This window comes from Pseudomonas sp. nanlin1 (assembly GCF_045571515.1).
In the GTDB taxonomy this organism is placed as follows: Bacteria; Pseudomonadota; Gammaproteobacteria; order Pseudomonadales; family Pseudomonadaceae; genus Aquipseudomonas.
In genome coordinates this window covers 254,198-276,308 of sequence record NZ_CP124218.1, presented here as the reverse complement: position 1 = coordinate 276,308, position 22,111 = coordinate 254,198, and the positions used below count along the sequence as shown (strand labels likewise).

Below are 22,111 nucleotides of genomic sequence, written 5' to 3'. Positions count from 1 at the left end.
GTCAAATTGCTTGGGTGTTATATGGTCAAGCCTCACGGGCAATTAGTATGGGTTAGCTCAACGCCTCACAGCGCTTACACACCCCACCTATCAACGTCGTAGTCTTCGACGGCCCTTTAGGGAACTCAAGGTTCCAGTGAGATCTCATCTTGAGGCAAGTTTCCCGCTTAGATGCTTTCAGCGGTTATCTTTCCCGAACATAGCTACCCGGCAATGCCACTGGCGTGACAACCGGAACACCAGAGGTTCGTCCACTCCGGTCCTCTCGTACTAGGAGCAGCCCCTCTCAAATCTCAAACGTCCACGGCAGATAGGGACCGAACTGTCTCACGACGTTCTAAACCCAGCTCGCGTACCACTTTAAATGGCGAACAGCCATACCCTTGGGACCGGCTTCAGCCCCAGGATGTGATGAGCCGACATCGAGGTGCCAAACACCGCCGTCGATATGAACTCTTGGGCGGTATCAGCCTGTTATCCCCGGAGTACCTTTTATCCGTTGAGCGATGGCCCTTCCATACAGAACCACCGGATCACTAAGACCTACTTTCGTACCTGCTCGACGTGTCTGTCTCGCAGTCAAGCGCGCTTTTGCCTTTATACTCTACGACCGATTTCCGACCGGTCTGAGCGCACCTTCGTACTCCTCCGTTACTCTTTAGGAGGAGACCGCCCCAGTCAAACTACCCACCATACACTGTCCTCGATCCGGATAACGGACCTGAGTTAGAACCTCAAAGTTGCCAGGGTGGTATTTCAAGGTTGGCTCCACGCAGACTGGCGTCCACGCTTCAAAGCCTCCCACCTATCCTACACAAGCAAATTCAAAGTCCAGTGCAAAGCTATAGTAAAGGTTCACGGGGTCTTTCCGTCTAGCCGCGGATACACTGCATCTTCACAGCGATTTCAATTTCACTGAGTCTCGGGTGGAGACAGCGCCGCCATCGTTACGCCATTCGTGCAGGTCGGAACTTACCCGACAAGGAATTTCGCTACCTTAGGACCGTTATAGTTACGGCCGCCGTTTACCGGGGCTTCGATCAAGAGCTTCGCTTGCGCTAACCCCATCAATTAACCTTCCGGCACCGGGCAGGCGTCACACCCTATACGTCCACTTTCGTGTTTGCAGAGTGCTGTGTTTTTAATAAACAGTCGCAGCGGCCTGGTATCTTCGACCGGCATGAGCTTACGGAGCAAGTCCTTCACCCTCACCGGCGCACCTTCTCCCGAAGTTACGGTGCCATTTTGCCTAGTTCCTTCACCCGAGTTCTCTCAAGCGCCTTGGTATTCTCTACCCAACCACCTGTGTCGGTTTGGGGTACGGTTCCTGGTTACCTGAAGCTTAGAAGCTTTTCTTGGAAGCATGGCATCAACCACTTCGTGTTCTAAAAGAACACTCGTCATCAGCTCTCGGCCTTAAGATCCCGGATTTACCTAAGATCTCAGCCTACCACCTTAAACTTGGACAACCAACGCCAAGCTGGCCTAGCCTTCTCCGTCCCTCCATCGCAGTAACCAGAAGTACAGGAATATTAACCTGTTTTCCATCGACTACGCTTTTCAGCCTCGCCTTAGGGACCGACTAACCCTGCGTCGATTAACGTTGCGCAGGAAACCTTGGTCTTTCGGCGTGGGTGTTTTTCACACCCATTGTCGTTACTCATGTCAGCATTCGCACTTCTGATACCTCCAGCCAGCTTCTCAACTGACCTTCACAGGCTTACAGAACGCTCCTCTACCGCATCATCCTAAGATGATACCCGTAGCTTCGGTACCTGGTTTGAGCCCCGTTACATCTTCCGCGCAGGCCGACTCGACTAGTGAGCTATTACGCTTTCTTTAAAGGGTGGCTGCTTCTAAGCCAACCTCCTAGCTGTCTAAGCCTTCCCACATCGTTTCCCACTTAACCAGGATTTTGGGACCTTAGCTGACGGTCTGGGTTGTTTCCCTTTTCACGACGGACGTTAGCACCCGCCGTGTGTCTCCCATGCTCGGCACTTGTAGGTATTCGGAGTTTGCATCGGTTTGGTAAGTCGGGATGACCCCCTAGCCGAAACAGTGCTCTACCCCCTACAGTGATACATGAGGCGCTACCTAAATAGCTTTCGAGGAGAACCAGCTATCTCCGAGCTTGATTAGCCTTTCACTCCGATCCACAGGTCATCCGCTAACTTTTCAACGGTAGTCGGTTCGGTCCTCCAGTTAGTGTTACCCAACCTTCAACCTGCCCATGGATAGATCGCCCGGTTTCGGGTCTATACCCAGCGACTAAACGCCCTATTAAGACTCGCTTTCGCTACGCCTCCCCTATTCGGTTAAGCTCGCCACTGAATATAAGTCGCTGACCCATTATACAAAAGGTACGCAGTCACAGAACAAGTCTGCTCCCACTGCTTGTACGCATACGGTTTCAGGATCTATTTCACTCCCCTCTCCGGGGTTCTTTTCGCCTTTCCCTCACGGTACTAGTTCACTATCGGTCAGTCAGTAGTATTTAGCCTTGGAGGATGGTCCCCCCATATTCAGACAAAGTTTCTCGTGCTCCGTCCTACTCGATTTCATTGATAAGAGATTTTCGCGTACAGGGCTATCACCCACTATGGCCGTACTTTCCAGAACGTTCCGCTAATCTCAAACCAACTTAAGGGCTGGTCCCCGTTCGCTCGCCACTACTAAGGGAATCTCGGTTGATTTCTTTTCCTCAGGGTACTTAGATGTTTCAGTTCCCCTGGTTCGCCTCTTGTACCTATGTATTCAGTACAAGATAACCATCTTATGATGGCTGGGTTCCCCCATTCAGACATCTCCGGATCACAGTCTGTTTGCCGACTCCCCGAAGCTTTTCGCAGGCTACCACGTCTTTCATCGCCTCTGACTGCCAAGGCATCCACCGTATGCGCTTCTTCACTTGACCATATAACCCCAAGCAATCTGGTTATACTGTGAAGACGACATTCGCCGAAAATTCGCACTTGCTCCTGAGAGCAACTCACAAATTTTACCTTAGCCTGAACACCACCAGTGAAAGTGGCCTTCAGTCTATACTTCTATCACACACCTAAATTTTTAAAGAACGATCTAGCCAAAGACTAGAAATCAACATTCAAGCACCGGTTTGGTGGAATGCTCATTTCTAAGCTCTATAACACGAAGCAGTAATGGTGGAGCCAAGCGGGATCGAACCGCTGACCTCCTGCGTGCAAGGCAGGCGCTCTCCCAGCTGAGCTATGGCCCCGTATTGGTGGGTCTGGGCAGATTCGAACTGCCGACCTCACCCTTATCAGGGGTGCGCTCTAACCAACTGAGCTACAGACCCAATTCGGGATTGACCGTTGGCCGACCTCACCCTGCTCTTTATCCAAAAGCGTGGGGTGCACTCTAACCAACCGACCTACAAACCTAACAGGGGTTGCGGACCTCTAATCGTCTTCTTCAATGAATCAAGCAATTCGTGTGGGTGCTCATGAAACAGCTGAGTCTGTCGATTAAGGAGGTGATCCAGCCGCAGGTTCCCCTACGGCTACCTTGTTACGACTTCACCCCAGTCATGAATCACACCGTGGTAACCGTCCTCCCGAAGGTTAGACTAGCTACTTCTGGTGCAACCCACTCCCATGGTGTGACGGGCGGTGTGTACAAGGCCCGGGAACGTATTCACCGCGACATTCTGATTCGCGATTACTAGCGATTCCGACTTCACGCAGTCGAGTTGCAGACTGCGATCCGGACTACGATCGGTTTTGTGAGATTAGCTCCACCTCGCGGCTTGGCAACCCTCTGTACCGACCATTGTAGCACGTGTGTAGCCCAGGCCGTAAGGGCCATGATGACTTGACGTCATCCCCACCTTCCTCCGGTTTGTCACCGGCAGTCTCCTTAGAGTGCCCACCATAACGTGCTGGTAACTAAGGACAAGGGTTGCGCTCGTTACGGGACTTAACCCAACATCTCACGACACGAGCTGACGACAGCCATGCAGCACCTGTCTCAATGTTCCCGAAGGCACCAATCTATCTCTAGAAAGTTCATTGGATGTCAAGGCCTGGTAAGGTTCTTCGCGTTGCTTCGAATTAAACCACATGCTCCACCGCTTGTGCGGGCCCCCGTCAATTCATTTGAGTTTTAACCTTGCGGCCGTACTCCCCAGGCGGTCAACTTAATGCGTTAGCTGCGCCACTAAGAGCTCAAGGCTCCCAACGGCTAGTTGACATCGTTTACGGCGTGGACTACCAGGGTATCTAATCCTGTTTGCTCCCCACGCTTTCGCACCTCAGTGTCAGTATCAGTCCAGGTGGTCGCCTTCGCCACTGGTGTTCCTTCCTATATCTACGCATTTCACCGCTACACAGGAAATTCCACCACCCTCTACCATACTCTAGCGTGCCAGTTTTGGATGCAGTTCCCAGGTTGAGCCCGGGGATTTCACATTCAACTTAACACACCACCTACGCGCGCTTTACGCCCAGTAATTCCGATTAACGCTTGCACCCTCTGTATTACCGCGGCTGCTGGCACAGAGTTAGCCGGTGCTTATTCTGTCGGTAACGTCAAAACACTAACGTATTAGGTTAATGCCCTTCCTCCCAACTTAAAGTGCTTTACAATCCGAAGACCTTCTTCACACACGCGGCATGGCTGGATCAGGCTTTCGCCCATTGTCCAATATTCCCCACTGCTGCCTCCCGTAGGAGTCTGGACCGTGTCTCAGTTCCAGTGTGACTGATCATCCTCTCAGACCAGTTACGGATCGTCGCCTTGGTGAGCCATTACCCCACCAACTAGCTAATCCGACCTAGGCTCATCTGATAGCGCAAGGCCCGAAGGTCCCCTGCTTTCTCCCGTAGGACGTATGCGGTATTAGCGTTCCTTTCGAAACGTTGTCCCCCACTACCAGGCAGATTCCTAGGCATTACTCACCCGTCCGCCGCTGAATCAGGGAGCAAGCTCCCTTCAACCGCTCGACTTGCATGTGTTAGGCCTGCCGCCAGCGTTCAATCTGAGCCATGATCAAACTCTTCAGTTCAATACTGCATGGGTTTTGTAAAAACCCTAAACTTGGCTCAGCAATCGCAAACTCGAACCCGAAGGATCGAGGTAACTCTTTGATTTCTCGTGGAGTTCTTGTGATGCTGATAATCTAGTTGACATCAGTCTGAGCTCACAAGCACCCACACGAATTGCTTGATTCAGTTGTTAAAGAGCGGTGGGTTGATTCTTTCGTCTCAACCGAGGCGCGCATTCTACGCTAACCTTGCATCTTGTCAAGCGTTTATTTTGAAGTCTTTCCAGAGAATCTCTAGCAACTTCAACCACTTGACCGCTTCGATCACTCGTTAGCGGGAGGCGAATTCTACAGCATTTCAAACCGCTGTCAACCACCTTTTTAAACCGCTTTCGATCAACTCATCGAAACCCTTCGTATCGCTGCCTATTCGAACTCTACTTGAGATAAAGCATTGATTCTCAAGGAGTTTTCCGTTTCGGCTGCGCCGGAAGTGGGGCGAATTATAGACAGCTGAGCGAGGGCGTCAACCCTTATTTTGAACTTTTCCGCAAAGCCCCGGTATATAGGCCTTTTAAAGCACGCCACGCTTGCGTAGCTGTGCAATATCATCGACAGACAAGCCCAGCACTTGGCTCAACACGCTGTCCGTGTGCTCACCCAACAAGGGAGGAGGGCGTCGATACTCCACAGGTGTGCGGGACAAGCGGATGGGGCTCGCGACTTGCGGCACCTGGCCCGCCAATGGATGGTCCGCCTGGAACGCTAAGCCCCGGGCCAGCACCTGCGGATCTTCGAACACCTGCGCGAGGTTATTGACCGGGCCGCAAGGCACTCCGGCCTGCTCCAACTCAGTGACCCATTGAGCCGTGGTTTTAAAGACAGTGACCTGCCGAATCAGAGGTACCAGCACCGCGCGGTTAGCCACCCGCGCCCGGTTAGTTTGAAACCTCGGGTCGTGCCCCCATTCCGCGTGTCCGGCCACCTCGGCAAACTTGCGGAACTGATTGTCGTTACCCACCGTAAGGATGAAATCCCCATCTGCCGTGGGAAAGTCCTGATAAGGCACGATGTTCGGATGCGCATTGCCCAAACGTTGCGGCGCGTTACCTGTGGTGAGGTAATTCAGCGACTGGTTGGCCAAGCAGGCCACCTGCACATCCAGCAGCGCCATGTCGATGTATTGGCCGCCCGCACCCTGCTCGCGCGCGCGCAGCGCGGCCTGGATCGCTACGCAGGCGTAAACCCCAGTTAGCACATCCGTCAGAGCCACCCCCACCTTTACCGGCCCGGCACCGAGTTCATCCGCAGCCCGGCCGGTAAGACTCATCAGCCCACCGAGCCCCTGGACCATAAAGTCGTAACCCGCGCGCTTGCAGTACGGCCCAGTCTGGCCAAAGCCGGTAATAGAGCAATAGATCAGGTTGGGGTTGCTCTCCTTAAGGCTGGCATAGTCCAAGCCGTAGGCCGCGAGCCCGCCTGCCTTAAAGTTCTCGATAAGAATGTCTGAATGCGCCGCCAGCGCTTTCACCAGTGCTTGCCCCTCAGGCAAGGTGAAGTCGATGGTCACCGATTGCTTGTTGCGGTTGGCACAGAGGTAATAAGCGGCTTCGCTGGTTTCTTCACCCCCCACACCTTTCAGATAGGGCGGCCCCCAGGCGCGCGTATCGTCACCGCACCCAGGGCGCTCGACCTTGATGACCTCGGCACCGAGGTCGCCCAAAATCTGCCCAGCCCAGGGTCCTGCCAGCACCCGAGAGAGATCAAGCACACGGATATTAGAAAGCGCGCCCATCGAACTCACTCCTTATATAGAAGACGGATCAATAGAACGCCTGCAAACCCGTCTGCGCTCGCCCCAGAATCAACGCATGGACGTCATGGGTACCCTCGTAGGTATTGACCACTTCCAGGTTGACCAAATGGCGCGCCACCCCGAACTCATCGCTGATGCCATTCCCCCCGAGCATGTCCCGGGCCAGGCGTGCGATCTCTAAAGCCTTGCCGCATGAGTTGCGCTTCATCATTGAAGTGATCTCCACCGCCGCCGTACCTTCGTCTTTCATACGTCCTAGGCGTAGGCAACCCTGTAGGGCCAAGGTAATTTCGGTTTGCATATCGGCCAGCTTCTTTTGGATCAGCTGATTTGCAGCGAGCGGTCGGCCGAACTGTTTACGGTCCAGCGTGTACTGGCGCGCCGTATGCCAGCACGCTTCGGCCGCACCCATGGCGCCCCAGGAGATACCGTAACGGGCCGAGTTCAGACAGGTGAAAGGGCCCTTCAAGCCGCTGACCTCAGGAAAACGGTTTTCTTCGGGCACGAATACATTGTCCATGACGATTTCGCCGGTAATAGATGCACGCAGCCCGACCTTGCCGTGAATCGCCGGCGCACTAAGCCCAGGCCAGCCTTTCTCTAGGATAAAACCACGAATCTGATCTTCATCATCCTTGGCCCAGACCACGAACACATCGGCAATCGGGCTGTTGGTGATCCACATTTTGCTGCCAGACAGGCGATAGCCACCATCAACCTTGCGCGCACGTGACACCATGCCGCCGGGGTCTGAGCCGTGATCCGGTTCGGTCAAGCCGAAGCAGCCAATCCACTCGCCACTGGACAACTTAGGCAGATACTTTTGCTTTTGCGCTTCGCTGCCGAACTCGTGGATGGGCACCATGACCAACGACGACTGCACACTCATCATCGAACGGTAGCCGGAATCGATACGCTCAACCTCACGCGCAATCAACCCATAGCAAACATAATTCATGCCGCTGCCACCGTATTGCTCAGGGATCGTGGCCCCTAACAGGCCGACCTCGCCCATCTCACGGAAGATCGCGGGATCGGTACGCTCATGACGGAAGGCGTCGAGCACCCGCGGTGCCAGGACGCGCTGAGCGAACTGCTCGGCGCTGTCGCGAACCATGCGCTCCTCTTCAGAGAGCTGCTGGTCTAACAACAGAGGGTCCACCCAATTGAATGACGCCTTACCTGACATGCTGAAATCCTCGACGGGTTGATAGGCGTTAAGACTAGGCAGAGAAGCCTGACCGCACAAACGAAGATTCGGCATGCTCTTGTGCTGTTTTCTCACTCCAGAAAGGCCCAGAATCCTATAACGCCCCCTTTAGAGTGAGCATTTATATGCGTCGCAAGATCCCCAGCACTACGGCCCTGGTCTGTTTCGAGGCCTCGGCCAGACACCAAAGCTTCACCAAAGCCGCGTTAGAGCTATCCTTGACCCAAGGGGCGGTGTGTCGCCAGATCGCAAGCCTGGAAGCGTTTCTGAACGTGGAGCTGTTTCGCCGCTCACAGCGGGGCGTAGTGCTGACGGACGCGGGCCTTTCATATAGTCGCCGCGTGTCTATCCAATTGGACGCTGTTGAGCGTGACACGCTATCGATCATGGGCCAGCAAGAAGCCGGCGCCCTTGAACTGGCGGTAGTCCCTACGTTTGGCACGCAGTGGCTGTTACCCCGATTGAAAGATTTCCAGCAGCGCCACCCTGAAGTCACAGTCAACCTCACCAACCGGACACGACCTTTCTTATTTGCCGATACCGATTTCGACGCCGCTATTTATTTCGGTGACGCCGACTGGCCGGGTACCCAGGCGCACCGCTTGATGGCTGAGGCTCCGGTGCCGGTGTGTAACCCGCAAATGTTGCAGCAGCAATGGGCAAACATCGCCGACTGGCCACTGCTGCAACAGACTACGCGCCCTTATGCCTGGCGGCAGTGGTTCGGTTCGCAAGGCATGGCCGTCGCCCGCGACATGACGGGCCCCCGCTATGAGCTGTTCTCCATGCTTGCCCAAGCCGCCAGCCACGGGATGGGCGTGGCCCTGATACCGCCATTCTTGATTCAACGCGAATTAGCCTCAGGCCAATTGGTGGTCGCCCACCCCCACGCCTTGCTTAGCGAGAAGGCGTATTACCTGATGATTCCAGAGCGCAAGGTGCAGGCGGCCTCTCTGACGGCCTTTAGAGTGTGGCTATTAGCCCAGGCTGCAGAATACGTCGGGTAATGCTAGCGCTTCATCAATATGAATATAGGTAGCGACCTACAGAAATCACTACATATCGACTGTAAAGTGTTTCTGCCAAGCCGACAGCCCTGTTAAAACGTTTCATCGTATAGATCTATGCACTAGGGCAGTGAAAGGCCGAACCTAGGGAAAGCCCAGCAATGGCGGTAGCTAATCCCATTAGCCTGTTGCAATCAGCGTTGTATGACCTCTCAGGACGCATCGGTCACATGGAGACGTGTAGTTTATTTTGAGTTTCGCTCCAAAATGGGTTGATCACTTTTTATAAAGCCCTGCAAAATGCGTCGCCCCGCCATTTCAGGCGGGATCGTGCTGGTCCACCCACCTAGAGGCGCCGCACGCAGCGCCTTGGGTTCACTGGAAGATTTTGCAGGAGAGTCGACGTGCACATTGGTGTCCCACGCGAAACACACACAGGCGAAACACGGGTCGCTGCCACCCCGGAAACCGTTAAAAAGCTTATTGCCCAAGGCCATCACGTCACCGTAGAACACGGGGCAGGGCTGGGGGCGAGCATTCCGGACAGCGCCTACGAAACGGTTGGCGCCACTATGGTCAACGCAGCCAGTGCGTTTGCCGCTGATATCGTCATCAAAGTACTGCCACCCAATGACAGTGAACTGGCGCAAATCAAGCCAGCCAGTGTACTGGTGGGCATGCTTAACCCGTTTAGCAATCCAATCATCGCCAGCATGGCCGCGCAGGGCATTACCGCGTTCGCCCTGGAAGCCGCGCCCCGCACCTCACGGGCGCAAAGCCTGGATGTGCTGTCCTCGCAAGCCAACATCGCCGGCTACAAGGCGGTATTACTGGCGACTCAATACTACCCGCGCTTCATGCCCATGTTGATGACTGCGGCAGGCACGGTGAAAGCCGCGCGCGTATTGGTATTGGGGGCCGGGGTCGCCGGGCTGCAGGCCATCGCCACCGCCAAGCGTCTGGGCGCGGTGATTGAGGCGTCCGATGTGCGTCCGGCGGTCAAAGAGCAAATCGAGTCGCTGGGCGCAAAGTTCATTGATGTTCCCTACGAGACCGATGAGGAACGGGAATGCGCTGAAGGGGTAGGCGGTTACGCCCGGCCAATGCCGGCCAGCTGGATGCAGCGCCAGTCGCTGGCCGTGCATGAGCGGGCCAAACAGGCCGACATCGTGATCACCACCGCGCTGATTCCAGGGCGAAAAGCGCCGACCCTGCTCACCGCCGAGACCGTTGCACAAATGAAACCCGGCTCGGTGGTGGTGGATCTGGCGGCCGCTCAGGGCGGCAATTGCCCCCTCACGGTGGCTGACCAAGTGGTGCTGCACAACGGTGTGACCCTGGTCGGGCCCACCAACCTGGCTGGCTCGGTCGCCGCCGATGCCTCGGCGCTCTACGCGCGCAACCTGCTGGACTTTATCAAGTTGCTGTTCGACCAGAACGGCCAGCTGCAGATCAACCTCGAAGACGACATCGTCGCCGCGTGCCTAATGTGCCGCGACGGTCAGATTGTCCGCCAGAACGCTTGAGAGGACGTCACCAATGGAAGACTTCATTTCGCCCGGCATCTACAACCTGATCATTTTCGTCCTGGCCATCTACGTAGGCTACCACGTGGTCTGGAACGTCACGCCAGCGCTGCACACGCCGTTGATGGCGGTAACCAACGCCATTTCGGCGATCGTCATCGTCGGCGCCATGCTGGCCGCCGCGCTCACAGTCACGCCGCTGGGTAAAACCATGGGCACCCTGGCTGTGGCCTTGGCAGCGGTCAACGTCTTTGGTGGTTTTTTGGTCACCCGCCGAATGCTGGAGATGTTCCGCAAAAAAGCACCGAAAACCAAGGCCGAGGCGCGCCAACCATGAGCATGAACCTTATCACCCTGCTTTATTTGGTCGCTTCGGTTTGCTTCATCCAGGCACTCAAAGGCCTTTCGCACCCCACCACCTCACGTCGGGGCAACTTGTTCGGCATGCTCGGCATGGGCTTGGCCGTGGTCACCACACTGGGGCTGATCTATAAGCTGGCCGCTTTGTCGGCAGGCGAGGGCGGCGCTTCAGTTGGCATCGGTTACGTCATCATCGGGCTGTTGGTGGGCGGCACCGTGGGCTCGGTCATGGCCAAACGGGTGGAAATGACCAAGATGCCGGAGTTGGTCGCGTTCATGCACAGCATGATCGGCCTGGCTGCCGTATTTATTGCCATTGCGGCAGTCGCCGAGCCTCAATCGCTGGGCATCGTCGCGCGGTTGGGCGACCCCATTCCTGCCGGCAACCGTTTAGAGCTGTTCCTGGGCGCCGCGATTGGTGCGATCACCTTTTCGGGTTCAGTGATCGCCTTCGGCAAATTGTCGGGCAAGTATAAATTCCGCTTGTTTCAAGGCACGCCCGTGCAGTTCAGCGGCCAACACAAACTCAATTTGCTCCTGGGGCTGGCGACCTTGGCCCTCGGCCTGGCCTTTATGCTGACCGGCAACTATCTGGCGTTCGGCCTGATGGTGGCGCTGGCGTTTGTGCTAGGGGTGCTGATCATTATCCCCATTGGCGGTGCGGACATGCCCGTCGTGGTCTCGATGCTCAACAGCTACTCAGGCTGGGCGGCAGCGGGTATCGGCTTCTCGCTGAACAACTCGATGCTGATCATTGCCGGCTCGCTGGTAGGGTCTTCAGGGGCGATCCTGTCTTACATCATGTGTAAAGCCATGAATCGCTCGTTCTTCAATGTGATCCTCGGCGGCTTTGGCGGCGCAGCGGATGCAGGCGGCCCGGTAGGCGCGAAAGAGGCCCGCCCGGTAAAGTCAGGCTCAGCCGACGACGCCACGTTCCTGCTGACCAACGCGGACACGGTCATCATCGTACCGGGCTATGGCCTGGCAGTAGCCAGGGCTCAGCATGCGCTCAAGGAGTTGACTGAAAAACTGGTGCACCGTGGCGTTACGGTCAAGTACGCCATTCACCCGGTGGCCGGCCGCATGCCCGGGCATATGAACGTGCTGCTGGCCGAGGCCGAGGTACCTTACGACCAGGTCTTCGAAATGGAGGACATCAACTCCGAGTTCGGCCAAGCCGACGTAGTACTCGTGCTGGGCGCCAACGATGTGGTCAACCCGGCGGCCAAGAACGACCCAAAATCACCGATTGCCGGCATGCCGATTCTCGAGGCGTTCAAGGCCAAGACCATCATCGTCAACAAGCGCTCAATGGCCAGCGGCTATGCTGGCCTGGACAACGAGCTGTTCTACCTCGACAAAACCATGATGGTCTTCGGCGACGCGAAAAAAGTCATCGAAGACATGGTCAAGGCCGTCGACTGACAGCACACCACGCAGGGGCCGTAACTGGCCGCTGCGCGATTGTTGCAACGCAAGCAAGAGTGTTTCTTTGACCAGGGTCAAGGTTTTCGACCTTGGTCGCAGGCGTTCGACCACTGAAACGCTCTAGACTGGGCTATTGCTTCCGTCGCTTGAGACTGCTTATGTACCGTGACCGTATTCGCCTGCCATCCCTGCACAGCAAAATAATCAGCGCCGCCGAAGCGGCAGCCCTTATCCAAGACGGTATGACCGTTGGAATGAGCGGCTTCACCCGCGCGGGTGAAGCCAAGGCTGTGCCCCATGCGCTGGCCGAACGGGCTTTGCAGACACCTCTGAAAATCAGCCTGATGACCGGCGCCAGCCTGGGTAATGACCTGGACAAACAGCTGACCGAAGCAGGGGTGCTATCGCGCCGCATGCCCTTTCAGGTCGACAGCACACTGCGCAAGGCCATTAATGACGGCACGGTGATGTTTATCGACCAGCACTTGTCTGACACGGTTGAATTGTTACGCAACCGCCAGATAAAAGCCGTGGACCTGGCGGTGATCGAATGCGTGGCCATTACCGAGGAAGGGCATCTGGTGCTCAGCACATCCGTGGGCAACTCGGCCAGTTTCGCCATCCTCGCCCAACAGGTGATCGTCGAGATCAACCTGGCACAACCCCTTGAGCTCGAAGGGTTGCACGACATCTATATACCTAGCTATCGCCCCACACGACTACCCATTCCCGTGCTCAAGGCTGACACGCGGATCGGCAGCCAGGCGGTGCAGATCGACCCGAGCAAAATCGTCGGGATCGTCATCAGCAACCAGCCCGACTCGCCTTCTACGGTATCGCCCCCCGACATCGAAACCCAAGCCATCGCCGATCACTTGGTCGAGTTCTTCAAGAGTGAAGTGCGGGAAAACCGCCTGACCCATCGCCTGATGCCCCTGCAGGCCGGCATCGGCAACATTGCCAATGCCGTGATGCACGGGCTGATTGGCTCACCTTTCCATGACCTGACCATGTACTCCGAGGTATTGCAGGACTCCACCTTCGACCTGTTCGATGCGGGGCTGCTGAGTTTCGCTTCAGCGAGCTCGATAACGCTCAGCGCAGCGAAACATGCCCAGGTTTTCGGCGACTTCGCCCGTTACAAACCCAAGCTGTTGCTACGCCCCCAGGAAATCTCCAACCACCCCGAAGTGATTCGCCGGCTGGGGGTCATTGGCATCAATACGGCGCTGGAGTTCGATATCTACGGGAACGTCAACTCCACCCACATCGGCGGCACGCGCATGATGAACGGCATCGGCGGTTCGGGGGATTTCTCGCGCAATGCGCATTTGGCCATCTTCGTCACTAAATCAATCGCCAAGGGCGGGGCGATCTCCAGCATCGTACCGATGGTGAGCCATGTCGATCATACCGAGCACGATGTAGATATCTTGGTCACCGAACAGGGCCTGGCAGACTTACGCGGGTTGGCGCCCCGGGAACGCGCGCGGGTCATCATTGACCGGTGTGTTCACCCCGCCTACCGCGACGCCCTTAATGGCTACTTCGCGGCCGCTTGCGCGAAAGGCGGGCACACCCCGCATGTACTGCGCGACGCACTGGCCTGGCACATCAACCTTGAAGAAAGCGGTAGCATGCTGGCCGAGTAATGCATTACAGTTCAATGCAAGCGAGCCAGCACGCTCGCTTGCGAGCGTCAAAAAAGCAAAGCCATCTCAAACTGTACTACTGTACAGGTCAAAAAACTGTCTTCTCAGCGCTCCGCACCCTTCAAATCACGCAAAACGCACCGAATAGGTGCAAGCCAGTACAGTTGCCTCTTTTTTGAGCAAAACAGTCGCCTCAAACAGTTAACTGAACCCTCACAATACAGTTGAACTGTATATGGAGCCGCGTGGGCGGGAGGAGCATCATGGGCACCAGATAACCCTACTTGCTTAACCACTCCTCAAGCCCGCCACAAGCGGAAGGACGTAAATCATGGAACGTACACTCAGTTCCGACCTGCTCTTCCAAGACACTCGCGCCAAAACCAGCTCGTCGTTCGTTCTGCGCGCCCTCGCTAACCTGATGTTGTGGCAGCGCCGCATTGCCAGCCGCCATCAACTCGCTCGCCTGGACGGTCGCCTTCTGGCTGACGCCGGCATCAGCGAAGCTCAACGCCAAGAAGAGCTGAGCAAGCCTTTCTGGCGCTGATTGCGGTACCGCTGGCCCTGGGCTATGAGCCTTCTCGCCAGCAAGCATTCTTAAAAAAACCCGTTGCGCAGTTCACTGCCAACGGGTTTTTCATTGTCTCAAGTATTCATCTGCTGCAACAAAACAGTTTGGAAATAGTTGGCAATCATAGGTACAGTTCCGCTTTCCCTCTGGTTACCCGCTACAAATGGCGCGCAACTCTGGCCCTGAGTCGTTGAAACCCGTAACGTTCACGAAACTATCTATGAATGCTTGGAGACCCATCATGCTCGCCCTTCGCCTCCTAGGCGCTTCGCTGCTATTGGCACTAACCTGCACTGCCCAGGCCACCAGTTTCGTCGTGACCACCGACTCGATCGTCGGCGCCCTGGCCGCCACTACCGATGCCACCTCAGATGCAACCTCATCCCTGCGCGACAACAAGATCGTACGCGCCGCTCGCGACGACGCCGCCAGCTTTGTGGCCAGCGACGGGGATATCCGCGGGGTGAAGCTGGAAAGCGCGCTGGCCCACATCCGCCAACAAGCACCGCAGCTGCAGGCATCTGACACCCAGCTCGCACAAGCGATACTGGCTTTATAAGCCATGCGCCTTAGCGTTACGCTCGTACTCGCCCTGGCGTGGCTACCCTCCGCCCACGCCTTCGATACCACGACCCAGGGCTTGGTCGTGACCGGGTACGTGACCAGCCAGTTGACGACCGCTCCATTCGACAACAAGCTGGTGACTGCCGCCCAGGATGACGCCGCCGCCTTCGTAGCCAGTGGCGGCGAGTTGCGCTTCGCGCGCCTGGAATCGGCCCTGGTTTATCTGCGGCAAAGCCAGGCAAAACTTCGCGCCAGCGACCTTGAACTGGCACAGGCAATTCTCGTCAAATAGTCACTTTTGAATTTATGGAGATGTTTCATGCGTACCCCGCTGATTGCCGCCACCCTCGGCCTGTTCCTGTTGGCCGACATGGCCCAAGCCCAAACTGTTGTGGCCACCAGTAATATCATCGTGCGAGCCTTCGGCCGGACCATCGACTTCACGTCCGACACCACCACATCCATTCGCGACTCCAAAGTGGTGCAGCAAGCTAAAGATGATGCGGCCAGCTACGTGGCCAGCAATGGCGACATTCATGGTGCACAGCTGAACGCTGCGTTCGCCACCCTGCGTGAACGCGTCCCCCAAGCTCGCACTGCCAGCGACCAAACCTTAGCTGAAGCCATTCTCGCACTGTGAGGCGATGGCGCGCCTGGTTGGCAGGCTGGGCGCTGCTACTGGCGGGGTTTCCCGCGCTAGCTGCCTTGCAGTTGCAACTCGACACCCGAGGCCTCAGCCCAGCGCAGGTGCAGGCCTCGCAAACGCTGCTCGATGATGCCATGGGCGCGCTACCACCCAGCTTTATCGAACAGTTGGATAGGCGTATCACGGTCGGCTGGACCGACCAGATGCCTAAGAACGCTTATGGCCAAGCTTCCCTGGTGTCCAGCCTGGACCTGAACATCAACTTGCTCGCCAGCCTGACCGATGGCAGCGCAGCGGTTACCCGCACCAACCGCCCCCACGGTACGGTCCGAGTTGAGCTATTGGCCACTGTTCTACACGAACTCACCCATATTTATGACCGCGCGCGCCTCTGGCAGGGCGCCGAGCGTACCTTGATCAGCCGCTGCAGCCGCCAGGCGGCCAGCCGTGGCGAGGTCGGCCTGCCCGACCAATGCCGTGGTCAGAACGCCCGGCGCTTTACCCTCAGCGACGATCCGCGCCTGCTCGACCTCGCCGGTTGGCCTCAATATGTCGGCCGTCGTGGCCAGCGTGAAGAGCAAAACCGCCAGGTGGTACGCAGCCCGGACCTCTACGAGACCAGCAGCCCAAAAGAATTCGTAGCGGTGAACATGGAGTACTTCCTCCTTGACCCTAGCTACCGCTGCCGGCGACCCGCCCTTTACGACTATTACCGAGCGCACTTCAACTGGGCGCCGAGCAACCCCGACGCCTGCCGGCAAACGTTGCCTTTTCTGAATGCCGGTAACGACTTCGGTAAAACGCCCCTGGGCGAAATCGACCCTGAGCGCGTGTACTCAGTCGATTACCTGCTTGCCGAGGCCAACCAGAATTGGGTGAGCCGCTGGGGCCACAGCATGTTGCGCCTGGTAATTTGCGCACCGGGCCGCCCCCGGGGGCCCGATTGCAGGCTCGACCTCGATCAGCATTTAGTGCTGTCTTACCGGGCCTTCGTCAATGATGTACAGCTGTCAACGTGGGGCGGGTTGATGGGCGAGTACCCATCGCGCTTGTTCGTATTACCGCTGGCCCAAGTCATCGACGAATACACCAAAACGGAGTTGCGCAGCCTGGCGTCCGTGCCGCTGAAACTGGACCGCACGGAAATCGAAAACCTGGTTCGCCATGCCGCCGAGATGCATTGGAGCTACGATGGCAGCTACTACTTCCTGTCGAACAACTGTGCGGTCGAGAACCTAAAACTGTTGCGCAGTGGCACCCAGGACCCACGCTTGGTTGGGCTCGACAGCATCCTGCCCAACGGGCTGCTGGAGGTTCTTGAAGCCCGAGGCCTGGCCGATGGCAGTGTGCTTGACGACCCCAAAGAGGCCCTGCGCCTGGGTTACCGCTTCGATTCCTATCGCGACCGCTACCAGGCGATGTTTCTGGTCCTCAAAAAGAACTTGAACGTGCCCCAAGACACCGTTGAACAGTGGATGGAGCAAACCCCCGCAGAACGCCGCCCATGGTTTGCCAAGGCGGACCTGCGTAGCAGTGCGGCGCTATTGCTGCTGGAGCAGGCAGGTTTCAGGCGCCAGTTGCTGCTGGCTCAGGACGAAGTCAAGCAGGCTTACTTGGGCGCTCGCGAAAACCATCAGGCCAGCGTCGCCAATGCCAATAAAACCTTACAGGCCATCCTCGCCCAGAGCGGCTTCTTAAGCCGTCCAGCCGAGTTGCTGGACAGCGGGGGTTATGGTCTGCCCCAAGCCAGCGAGTGGCAACGATTGCAGTCTGAAAGCAGCCAGCGTCAGGAGCAGCTCTTGCGTCTGACCGGCGACCTGGACAAGGAAGTGCGCGCGTTACTCACCCCAGAGCGCGCGGCGCAAATTGCCGCCAGCGAAGCCAACCTCAAGCAAATCGGCGAGCACCTACGCGAACTGCACAAAGCCGCCGGCGGGCTGAATCTGTAATGCCGATTAAAAAGTAACCACTCATCCAGTTTCAGCCAGCGAAAGCTGGCTGAAAGCTTTCACCCTTAGGATCAGCTCACCGCCGGCAATAGACCGGTCAGCCTAGCGCATGAACCCATGCCGCTCGGCCCAGTTAACAACAACAATGGTGATTCTGATGTTCCCTACCTTCCGTGCTTGCATCGCTGTGCCCTCGATACTCCAAAACCACGCCGCCCAACGCTGACCCAACCGGATCAACGTCCCCTAGCCGCGCCACGTCTGGAGTATCGCTATGCTGACTTTCCTTGGCTTCGCCATGGTCATCACCTTCATGTTCTTGATCATGACCAAGCGCCTGTCTGCGCTGATCGCTCTGATCATTGTGCCCATCCTGTTCGCGCTGTTCGGCGGTTTCGCACCGAAGATCGGCCCCATGATGCTCGAAGGCATCACCAAATTGGCGCCCACTGGCGTCATGTTGATGTTCGCCATTCTGTACTTTGCACTGATGATCGACTCCGGTCTGTTCGACCCGGCAGTGCGCAAGATCCTCAAGCTGGTCAAAGGCGACCCACTTAAGGTTTCGGTGGGCACCGCAGTGCTGGCTCTGGTGGTCTCCCTCGACGGTGACGGCGCCACGACCTACATGATCTGCGTGGCAGCGATGCTGCCGATGTACAGCCGACTGGGCATGAGCCCGCGGATCATGGCTGGCCTGATCATTCTCGCCGGTGGCGTCATGAACATGACCCCCTGGGGTGGCCCGACCGCCCGAGCCGCCAGTGCCTTGCACGTGGACCCCTCGGACATTTTCGTCCCGATGATCCCCGCCATGCTGGCCGGCGTCGTGGCGATCCTGGCGATTGCCTACATGTACGGCAAACGTGAGCGCGCTCGCCTTGGCACCCTGAGCCTGCCTGGCGACGAAGTGGACCACAGTGAAATCAGCGTTTCGCAGTTCCCAGAGGCTCGCCGTCCTAAGCTGATCTGGTTCAACGCCGCCCTGACCGCTGTTTTGATGGTGACCTTGATCATGGGCCTGTTGCCTCTGCCGGTGCTGTTCATGATCGCGTTCAGTATCGCCATGATCGTTAACTACCCGTGCCTGCAAGCCCAGAAAGACCGCGTTGCAGCGCACGCCGGCAGCGTACTGGCTGTGGTCGGGTTGATCTTCGCAGCAGGCATTTTCACCGGTATCCTAACCGGTACAGGTATGGTCGATGCGATGTCCAAAAGCCTCCTGGCGGTCATCCCCGAAGCGCTGGGCCCGTACATGGCGGTGATCACCGCGCTGGTGAGCATGCCGTTCACCTTTTTCATGTCGAACGATGCGTTCTACTATGGTGTATTGCCAGTGCTCGCTGAAGCCGCCAGCCACTACGGCATTACGCCAGTTGAAATGGCCCGTGCGTCCATCGTCGGTCAGCCCGTACACCTGCTAAGCCCCTTGGTACCGTCCACCTACCTGCTGGTGGCACTGGCCGGCATCGAGTTCGGGGACCACCAGCGCTTCACCTTGAAGTGGGCGATTCTGGTGTGCCTGTGCATACTGGTCGCTGCCTTGCTGATGGGGATCTTTCCATTGGTGAGCAGTCTGTAAGACTGCGCCGCTACCGTAGCAGCTGACCACGCCGGCGATGTGCCTACACACTCGCCGGCGTAGTCATAACAGCTCTGCTAGATTCATTAATCGAATGACGTGAAGGTACAAACATGGAATGGCTAACCAATCCGGAAATCTGGATTGCATTTTTTACCCTGACCGCACTTGAGATCGTGCTGGGCATCGACAACATCATCATGATCTCTATCCTGGTCAGCCGCATGCCCAAGCACATGCAGGCGCGCACCCGGATTTTCGGCCTGGCCCTGGCCATGGTTACGCGTATCTTGCTGTTGCTGTCGATTACTTGGGTCATGCAACTGACCAACGATTTGTTCCAGGTCTTCGGCCAGGGTATTTCCGGACGCGACCTTATTCTGTTCTTCGGTGGCCTGTTCCTGCTCTGGAAAAGCTCGCAAGAGATCTACCACGGTATGGAAGGTGAAGAAGAAGGCGGCGACTCGCCGTCGGGCAAGGGCGGCAACTTCATCTATACCATTATCCAGATCGCGATCATCGACATCGTGTTCTCCCTGGACTCGGTGATCACCGCAGTGGGCATGGTGTCCCACGTACCGGTTATGGTCGCGGCCATTATCGTCGCAGTCATCGTGATGATGATCGCTTCGGGCACTATCAGCCGCTTTATCGACCAGCACCCTTCGCTGAAGATGCTCGCGCTGTCGTTCCTGCTGGTGGTCGGTACCGTACTGATTGCCGAAGCGTTCGATGTCCATGTACCAAAAGGCTACGTGTACTTCGCCATGGCGTTCTCGCTGGCCGTGGAAGCCATCAATATCAAGATGCGCACCTCGATGTCGAAGAAACGCAAAGAAGACCAGCAAGCCGAGGCAGAATAACGCCTAACGCGCCGCCGCCGGCTCCTCCCGGCGGCATTTCGGCTACTTGATAAAGAAAATAGCCGATGCAAATGTGACACTTTTGTGTCAGTGACGTCTTTTCCTATGCGATGCTGGCAAAGCCTGCCAGCCCAACCATGCGTGAAAGCGCTTCACTCTCCATCAGCCCTATGGGGCTTCGCCAGGGGGCCCTGACACATGCTCACCCTGCTCAATCTGCTTTCTGCCGTCGCCTTGTTGATCTGGGGCACGCACATCGTTCGAACCGGGATCCTGCGCGTCTTCGGCACGGCCCTACGGCGCCTGCTTAGCCAGAATATGTCCAAGCGCCCGCTGGCCTTTATTGCCGGCATCCTGGTCACGGCGGTGGTCCAGAGCAGCAACGCCACGGCCATGCTCACCACTTCGTTCGTTGGCCAGGGCTTGATGGCGCTGACGCCCGCGCTGGCGATCATGCTGGGTGCGGACGTCGGCACTGCCTTGATGTCACGGGTGTTGACGCTCGATCTGTCGTGGTTGTCGCCCTTATTGATCTTCCTCGGCGTGGTGTTTTTCCTGTCGCGAAAACAGACTCGCGCCGGGCAAATGGGCCGGGTCAGTATTGGCCTGGGCCTGATCGTGCTGGCCTTGCAGTTGATAGTCGAGGCCGCCGCCCCTATCACCCAAGCCCAAGGCGTCAAGGTGCTGTTCGCCTCGCTCACTGGCGATATCTTGCTCGACGCTCTGGTCGGCGCACTGTTTGCCATGATCTCTTACTCCAGCCTGGCTGCAGTGCTGCTGACCGCGACCCTGGCCGAAGCCGGCGTGATCAGCTTGCCTGTCGCCATCGGCCTGGTAGTAGGGGCCAATATCGGCAGCGGCCTACTGGCGTTTATTTCGACCAATATGCAGAACACCGCCGGCCGCCAGGTTGCGCTGGGCAGCCTGCTGTACAAGCTGCTCGGGCTGGTGTTGATCATCCCGGTGCTCGACCCGCTGGCCCATTGGCTCGACACCCTGAACCTTGATGTACAGAGCCTGGTCATCGGCTTTCACCTGCTCTACAACTCCCTGCGTTGCGTCGTGCTACTGCCCACCGTGGGGCCGATGGCTCGTCTGTGTGCCTGGCTATTGCCCGAACGGCCCGAAGCCGGCGGCCGGGCGAAATCGCGCCACCTCGACCCCTCCGCCCTGGATACACCCAGCCTGGCCTTGGCCAACGCGGTACGGGAAACCCTGCGCGTGGGCGACATCATCGACAGCATGCTCAATTCGATGCTTGGCGTGCTGCGCGGCACCCACACAGCCGTCGCCCAAGAACTGCGCGAGCGCAGTGATGATGCCGAGGCGTTATACAGTTCGATCAAGCTCTACCTGGCACAGATGCCACGTGAAGACCTCGGTGAACAAGACAGTCGACGCTGGGCGGAGATTATCGAGCTGGCGATCAACTTAAAGCTGGCCAGCGATGTGATCGAGCGCATGTTGCGCAAGATCCAACAACAGAAAACCGCCCAGCGCCGATCCTTTTCTGAAGTGGGATTAGACGAATTGGCCAGTTTACACAGCCAACTCATGGCTAACTTGCGCTTGGGGCTGTCGGTTTTTCTCAGTGGTGACCCTGAAAGCGCGCGGCAGCTGCTGCGGGAGAAGCGCCGCTTCCGCGCCCACGAGCGTCGCTTGGCCCACGCCCACGTGAGCCGCCTGCAACTGAAAGTGGTGCAAAGCATCGAGACCAGCTCCCTGCATTTGGAGTTGATCGCCGACATGAAGCGCCTGAATTCGTTGTTCTGCAGCAGCGCCTATGTAGTGCTCGAGCACGCCGATACTGGTGCGCTGTTGCCGGAAAAAGTGCAGGACAACTAGACCTGGCTTGAACGTACCGGCCCCCTTGAAGTCTGTTCCCTGACAAGGCTGTTTTGAACAGGATGAATCAATGCCGCTATGCGCCGGTGC

15 protein-coding genes, 2 tRNA genes and 2 rRNA genes are annotated in these 22,111 nt (G+C 57.2%); 13 read left to right on the top strand and 6 right to left on the bottom strand.

Annotated features, from left to right (window positions below; genetic code table 11):
* Nucleotides 1–21 precede the first annotated feature (21 nt).
* The 6 genes from QCL65_RS01325 to QCL65_RS01300 form a co-directional block, all read right to left on the bottom strand.
* Nucleotides 22–2,914 (bottom strand): 23S ribosomal RNA (locus tag QCL65_RS01325).
* A 245-nt stretch (nt 2,915–3,159) separates the two neighbouring features.
* A tRNA-Ala gene (locus tag QCL65_RS01320) sits at nt 3,160–3,235 on the bottom strand.
* A 4-nt stretch (nt 3,236–3,239) separates the two neighbouring features.
* Nucleotides 3,240–3,316, bottom strand: a tRNA-Ile gene (locus tag QCL65_RS01315).
* 170 nt (nt 3,317–3,486) lie between these two features.
* Nucleotides 3,487–5,023: ribosomal RNA gene (locus QCL65_RS01310) — 16S ribosomal RNA — on the bottom strand.
* Together the 16S and 23S rRNA genes with 2 tRNA genes alongside form the textbook arrangement of a ribosomal RNA operon.
* Nucleotides 5,024–5,576: 553 nt before the next feature.
* Nucleotides 5,577–6,797: a CaiB/BaiF CoA transferase family protein gene (locus QCL65_RS01305; RefSeq protein ID WP_407314143.1), complete on the bottom strand. Its 1,221-nt coding sequence runs from the start codon at nt 6,795–6,797 to the stop codon at nt 5,577–5,579.
* A gap of 28 nt (nt 6,798–6,825) precedes the next feature.
* Entirely contained in the window at nt 6,826–8,007 is a 1,182-nt protein-coding gene (locus tag QCL65_RS01300; RefSeq protein WP_407314141.1) for an acyl-CoA dehydrogenase, read from the bottom strand.
* Nucleotides 8,008–8,153: 146 nt separating this feature from the next.
* On the opposite strand from QCL65_RS01300, the gene QCL65_RS01295 reads away from it, so the two are divergent.
* The 13 genes from QCL65_RS01295 to QCL65_RS01235 all read left to right on the top strand — a co-directional run bounded on the left by QCL65_RS01295 (nt 8,154) and on the right by QCL65_RS01235 (nt 22,021).
* Nucleotides 8,154–9,035 carry a LysR substrate-binding domain-containing protein gene (locus QCL65_RS01295; RefSeq protein ID WP_407314139.1) on the top strand — a complete coding sequence of 294 codons (882 nt, stop codon included), beginning with the start codon at nt 8,154–8,156 and terminating at the stop codon, nt 9,033–9,035.
* A gap of 404 nt (nt 9,036–9,439) precedes the next feature.
* On the top strand, nt 9,440–10,561 hold the full coding sequence (locus tag QCL65_RS01290; protein WP_407314136.1) for a Re/Si-specific NAD(P)(+) transhydrogenase subunit alpha: 1,122 nt from the start codon (nt 9,440–9,442) through the stop codon (nt 10,559–10,561).
* A gap of 13 nt (nt 10,562–10,574) precedes the next feature.
* On the top strand, nt 10,575–10,898 hold the full coding sequence (locus QCL65_RS01285; protein WP_407314134.1) for an NAD(P) transhydrogenase subunit alpha: 324 nt from the start codon (nt 10,575–10,577) through the stop codon (nt 10,896–10,898).
* Nucleotides 10,895–12,346: an NAD(P)(+) transhydrogenase (Re/Si-specific) subunit beta gene (locus QCL65_RS01280; protein WP_407314132.1), complete on the top strand. Its 1,452-nt coding sequence runs from the start codon at nt 10,895–10,897 to the stop codon at nt 12,344–12,346. Before QCL65_RS01285 ends, QCL65_RS01280 begins: the two co-directional genes overlap by 4 nt.
* 161 nt (nt 12,347–12,507) lie before the next feature.
* Nucleotides 12,508–14,001 carry an acetyl-CoA hydrolase/transferase family protein gene (locus tag QCL65_RS01275; RefSeq protein WP_407314130.1) on the top strand — a complete coding sequence of 498 codons (1,494 nt, stop codon included), beginning with the start codon at nt 12,508–12,510 and terminating at the stop codon, nt 13,999–14,001.
* A 331-nt stretch (nt 14,002–14,332) separates the two neighbouring features.
* Nucleotides 14,333–14,548, top strand: coding sequence for a DUF1127 domain-containing protein (locus QCL65_RS01270; RefSeq protein ID WP_407314128.1), 216 nt, complete (start codon nt 14,333–14,335; stop codon nt 14,546–14,548).
* 265 nt (nt 14,549–14,813) lie between these two features.
* A complete protein-coding gene (locus tag QCL65_RS01265; RefSeq protein WP_407314126.1) occupies nt 14,814–15,131 on the top strand; it encodes a DUF2388 domain-containing protein in 318 nt (105 codons plus the stop codon).
* A gap of 3 nt (nt 15,132–15,134) precedes the next feature.
* Nucleotides 15,135–15,428: a DUF2388 domain-containing protein gene (locus QCL65_RS01260; RefSeq protein WP_407314124.1), complete on the top strand. Its 294-nt coding sequence runs from the start codon at nt 15,135–15,137 to the stop codon at nt 15,426–15,428.
* Between the two features lie 27 nt (nt 15,429–15,455).
* The gene (locus QCL65_RS01255) at nt 15,456–15,776 is read left to right on the top strand and encodes a DUF2388 domain-containing protein (RefSeq protein WP_407314122.1); all 321 of its coding nucleotides are present in this window, start codon (nt 15,456–15,458) and stop codon (nt 15,774–15,776) included.
* Nucleotides 15,773–17,731 (top strand): DUF4105 domain-containing protein, encoded by a 1,959-nt coding sequence (locus QCL65_RS01250; RefSeq protein WP_407314120.1) that lies wholly within the window; start codon nt 15,773–15,775, stop codon nt 17,729–17,731. The genes QCL65_RS01255 and QCL65_RS01250 overlap by 4 nt, the downstream gene beginning before the upstream one ends.
* 274 nt (nt 17,732–18,005) lie before the next feature.
* A complete protein-coding gene (locus QCL65_RS01245) occupies nt 18,006–19,313 on the top strand; it encodes a CitMHS family transporter (RefSeq protein WP_407314118.1) in 1,308 nt (435 codons plus the stop codon).
* Between the two features lie 113 nt (nt 19,314–19,426).
* The gene (locus QCL65_RS01240) at nt 19,427–20,176 is read left to right on the top strand and encodes a TerC family protein (protein ID WP_407314116.1); all 750 of its coding nucleotides are present in this window, start codon (nt 19,427–19,429) and stop codon (nt 20,174–20,176) included.
* Nucleotides 20,177–20,374: 198 nt separating this feature from the next.
* Nucleotides 20,375–22,021 (top strand): Na/Pi cotransporter family protein, encoded by a 1,647-nt coding sequence (locus QCL65_RS01235; protein ID WP_407314114.1) that lies wholly within the window; start codon nt 20,375–20,377, stop codon nt 22,019–22,021.
* The last annotated feature ends 90 nt before the right edge of the window (nt 22,022–22,111 follow it).

Excerpts from the sequence above, each read along its gene's own strand:
- QCL65_RS01300 (WP_407314141.1), bottom strand. The coding sequence starts at position 8,007 with ATGTCAGGTAAGGCGTCATTCAATTGGGTGGACCCTCTGTTGTTAGAC.
- QCL65_RS01275 (WP_407314130.1), top strand. The coding sequence starts at position 12,508 with ATGTACCGTGACCGTATTCGCCTGCCATCCCTGCACAGCAAAATAATC.
- QCL65_RS01265 (WP_407314126.1), top strand. The coding sequence starts at position 14,814 with ATGCTCGCCCTTCGCCTCCTAGGCGCTTCGCTGCTATTGGCACTAACC.
- QCL65_RS01235 (WP_407314114.1), top strand. The coding sequence starts at position 20,375 with ATGCTCACCCTGCTCAATCTGCTTTCTGCCGTCGCCTTGTTGATCTGG.
- QCL65_RS01280 (WP_407314132.1), top strand. The coding sequence starts at position 10,895 with ATGAGCATGAACCTTATCACCCTGCTTTATTTGGTCGCTTCGGTTTGC.
- QCL65_RS01255 (WP_407314122.1), top strand. The coding sequence starts at position 15,456 with ATGCGTACCCCGCTGATTGCCGCCACCCTCGGCCTGTTCCTGTTGGCC.
- QCL65_RS01240 (WP_407314116.1), top strand. The coding sequence starts at position 19,427 with ATGGAATGGCTAACCAATCCGGAAATCTGGATTGCATTTTTTACCCTG.
- QCL65_RS01260 (WP_407314124.1), top strand. The coding sequence starts at position 15,135 with ATGCGCCTTAGCGTTACGCTCGTACTCGCCCTGGCGTGGCTACCCTCC.
- QCL65_RS01270 (WP_407314128.1), top strand. The coding sequence starts at position 14,333 with ATGGAACGTACACTCAGTTCCGACCTGCTCTTCCAAGACACTCGCGCC.
- QCL65_RS01245 (WP_407314118.1), top strand. The coding sequence starts at position 18,006 with ATGCTGACTTTCCTTGGCTTCGCCATGGTCATCACCTTCATGTTCTTG.
- QCL65_RS01285 (WP_407314134.1), top strand. The coding sequence starts at position 10,575 with ATGGAAGACTTCATTTCGCCCGGCATCTACAACCTGATCATTTTCGTC.
- QCL65_RS01305 (WP_407314143.1), bottom strand. The coding sequence starts at position 6,797 with ATGGGCGCGCTTTCTAATATCCGTGTGCTTGATCTCTCTCGGGTGCTG.
- QCL65_RS01295 (WP_407314139.1), top strand. The coding sequence starts at position 8,154 with ATGCGTCGCAAGATCCCCAGCACTACGGCCCTGGTCTGTTTCGAGGCC.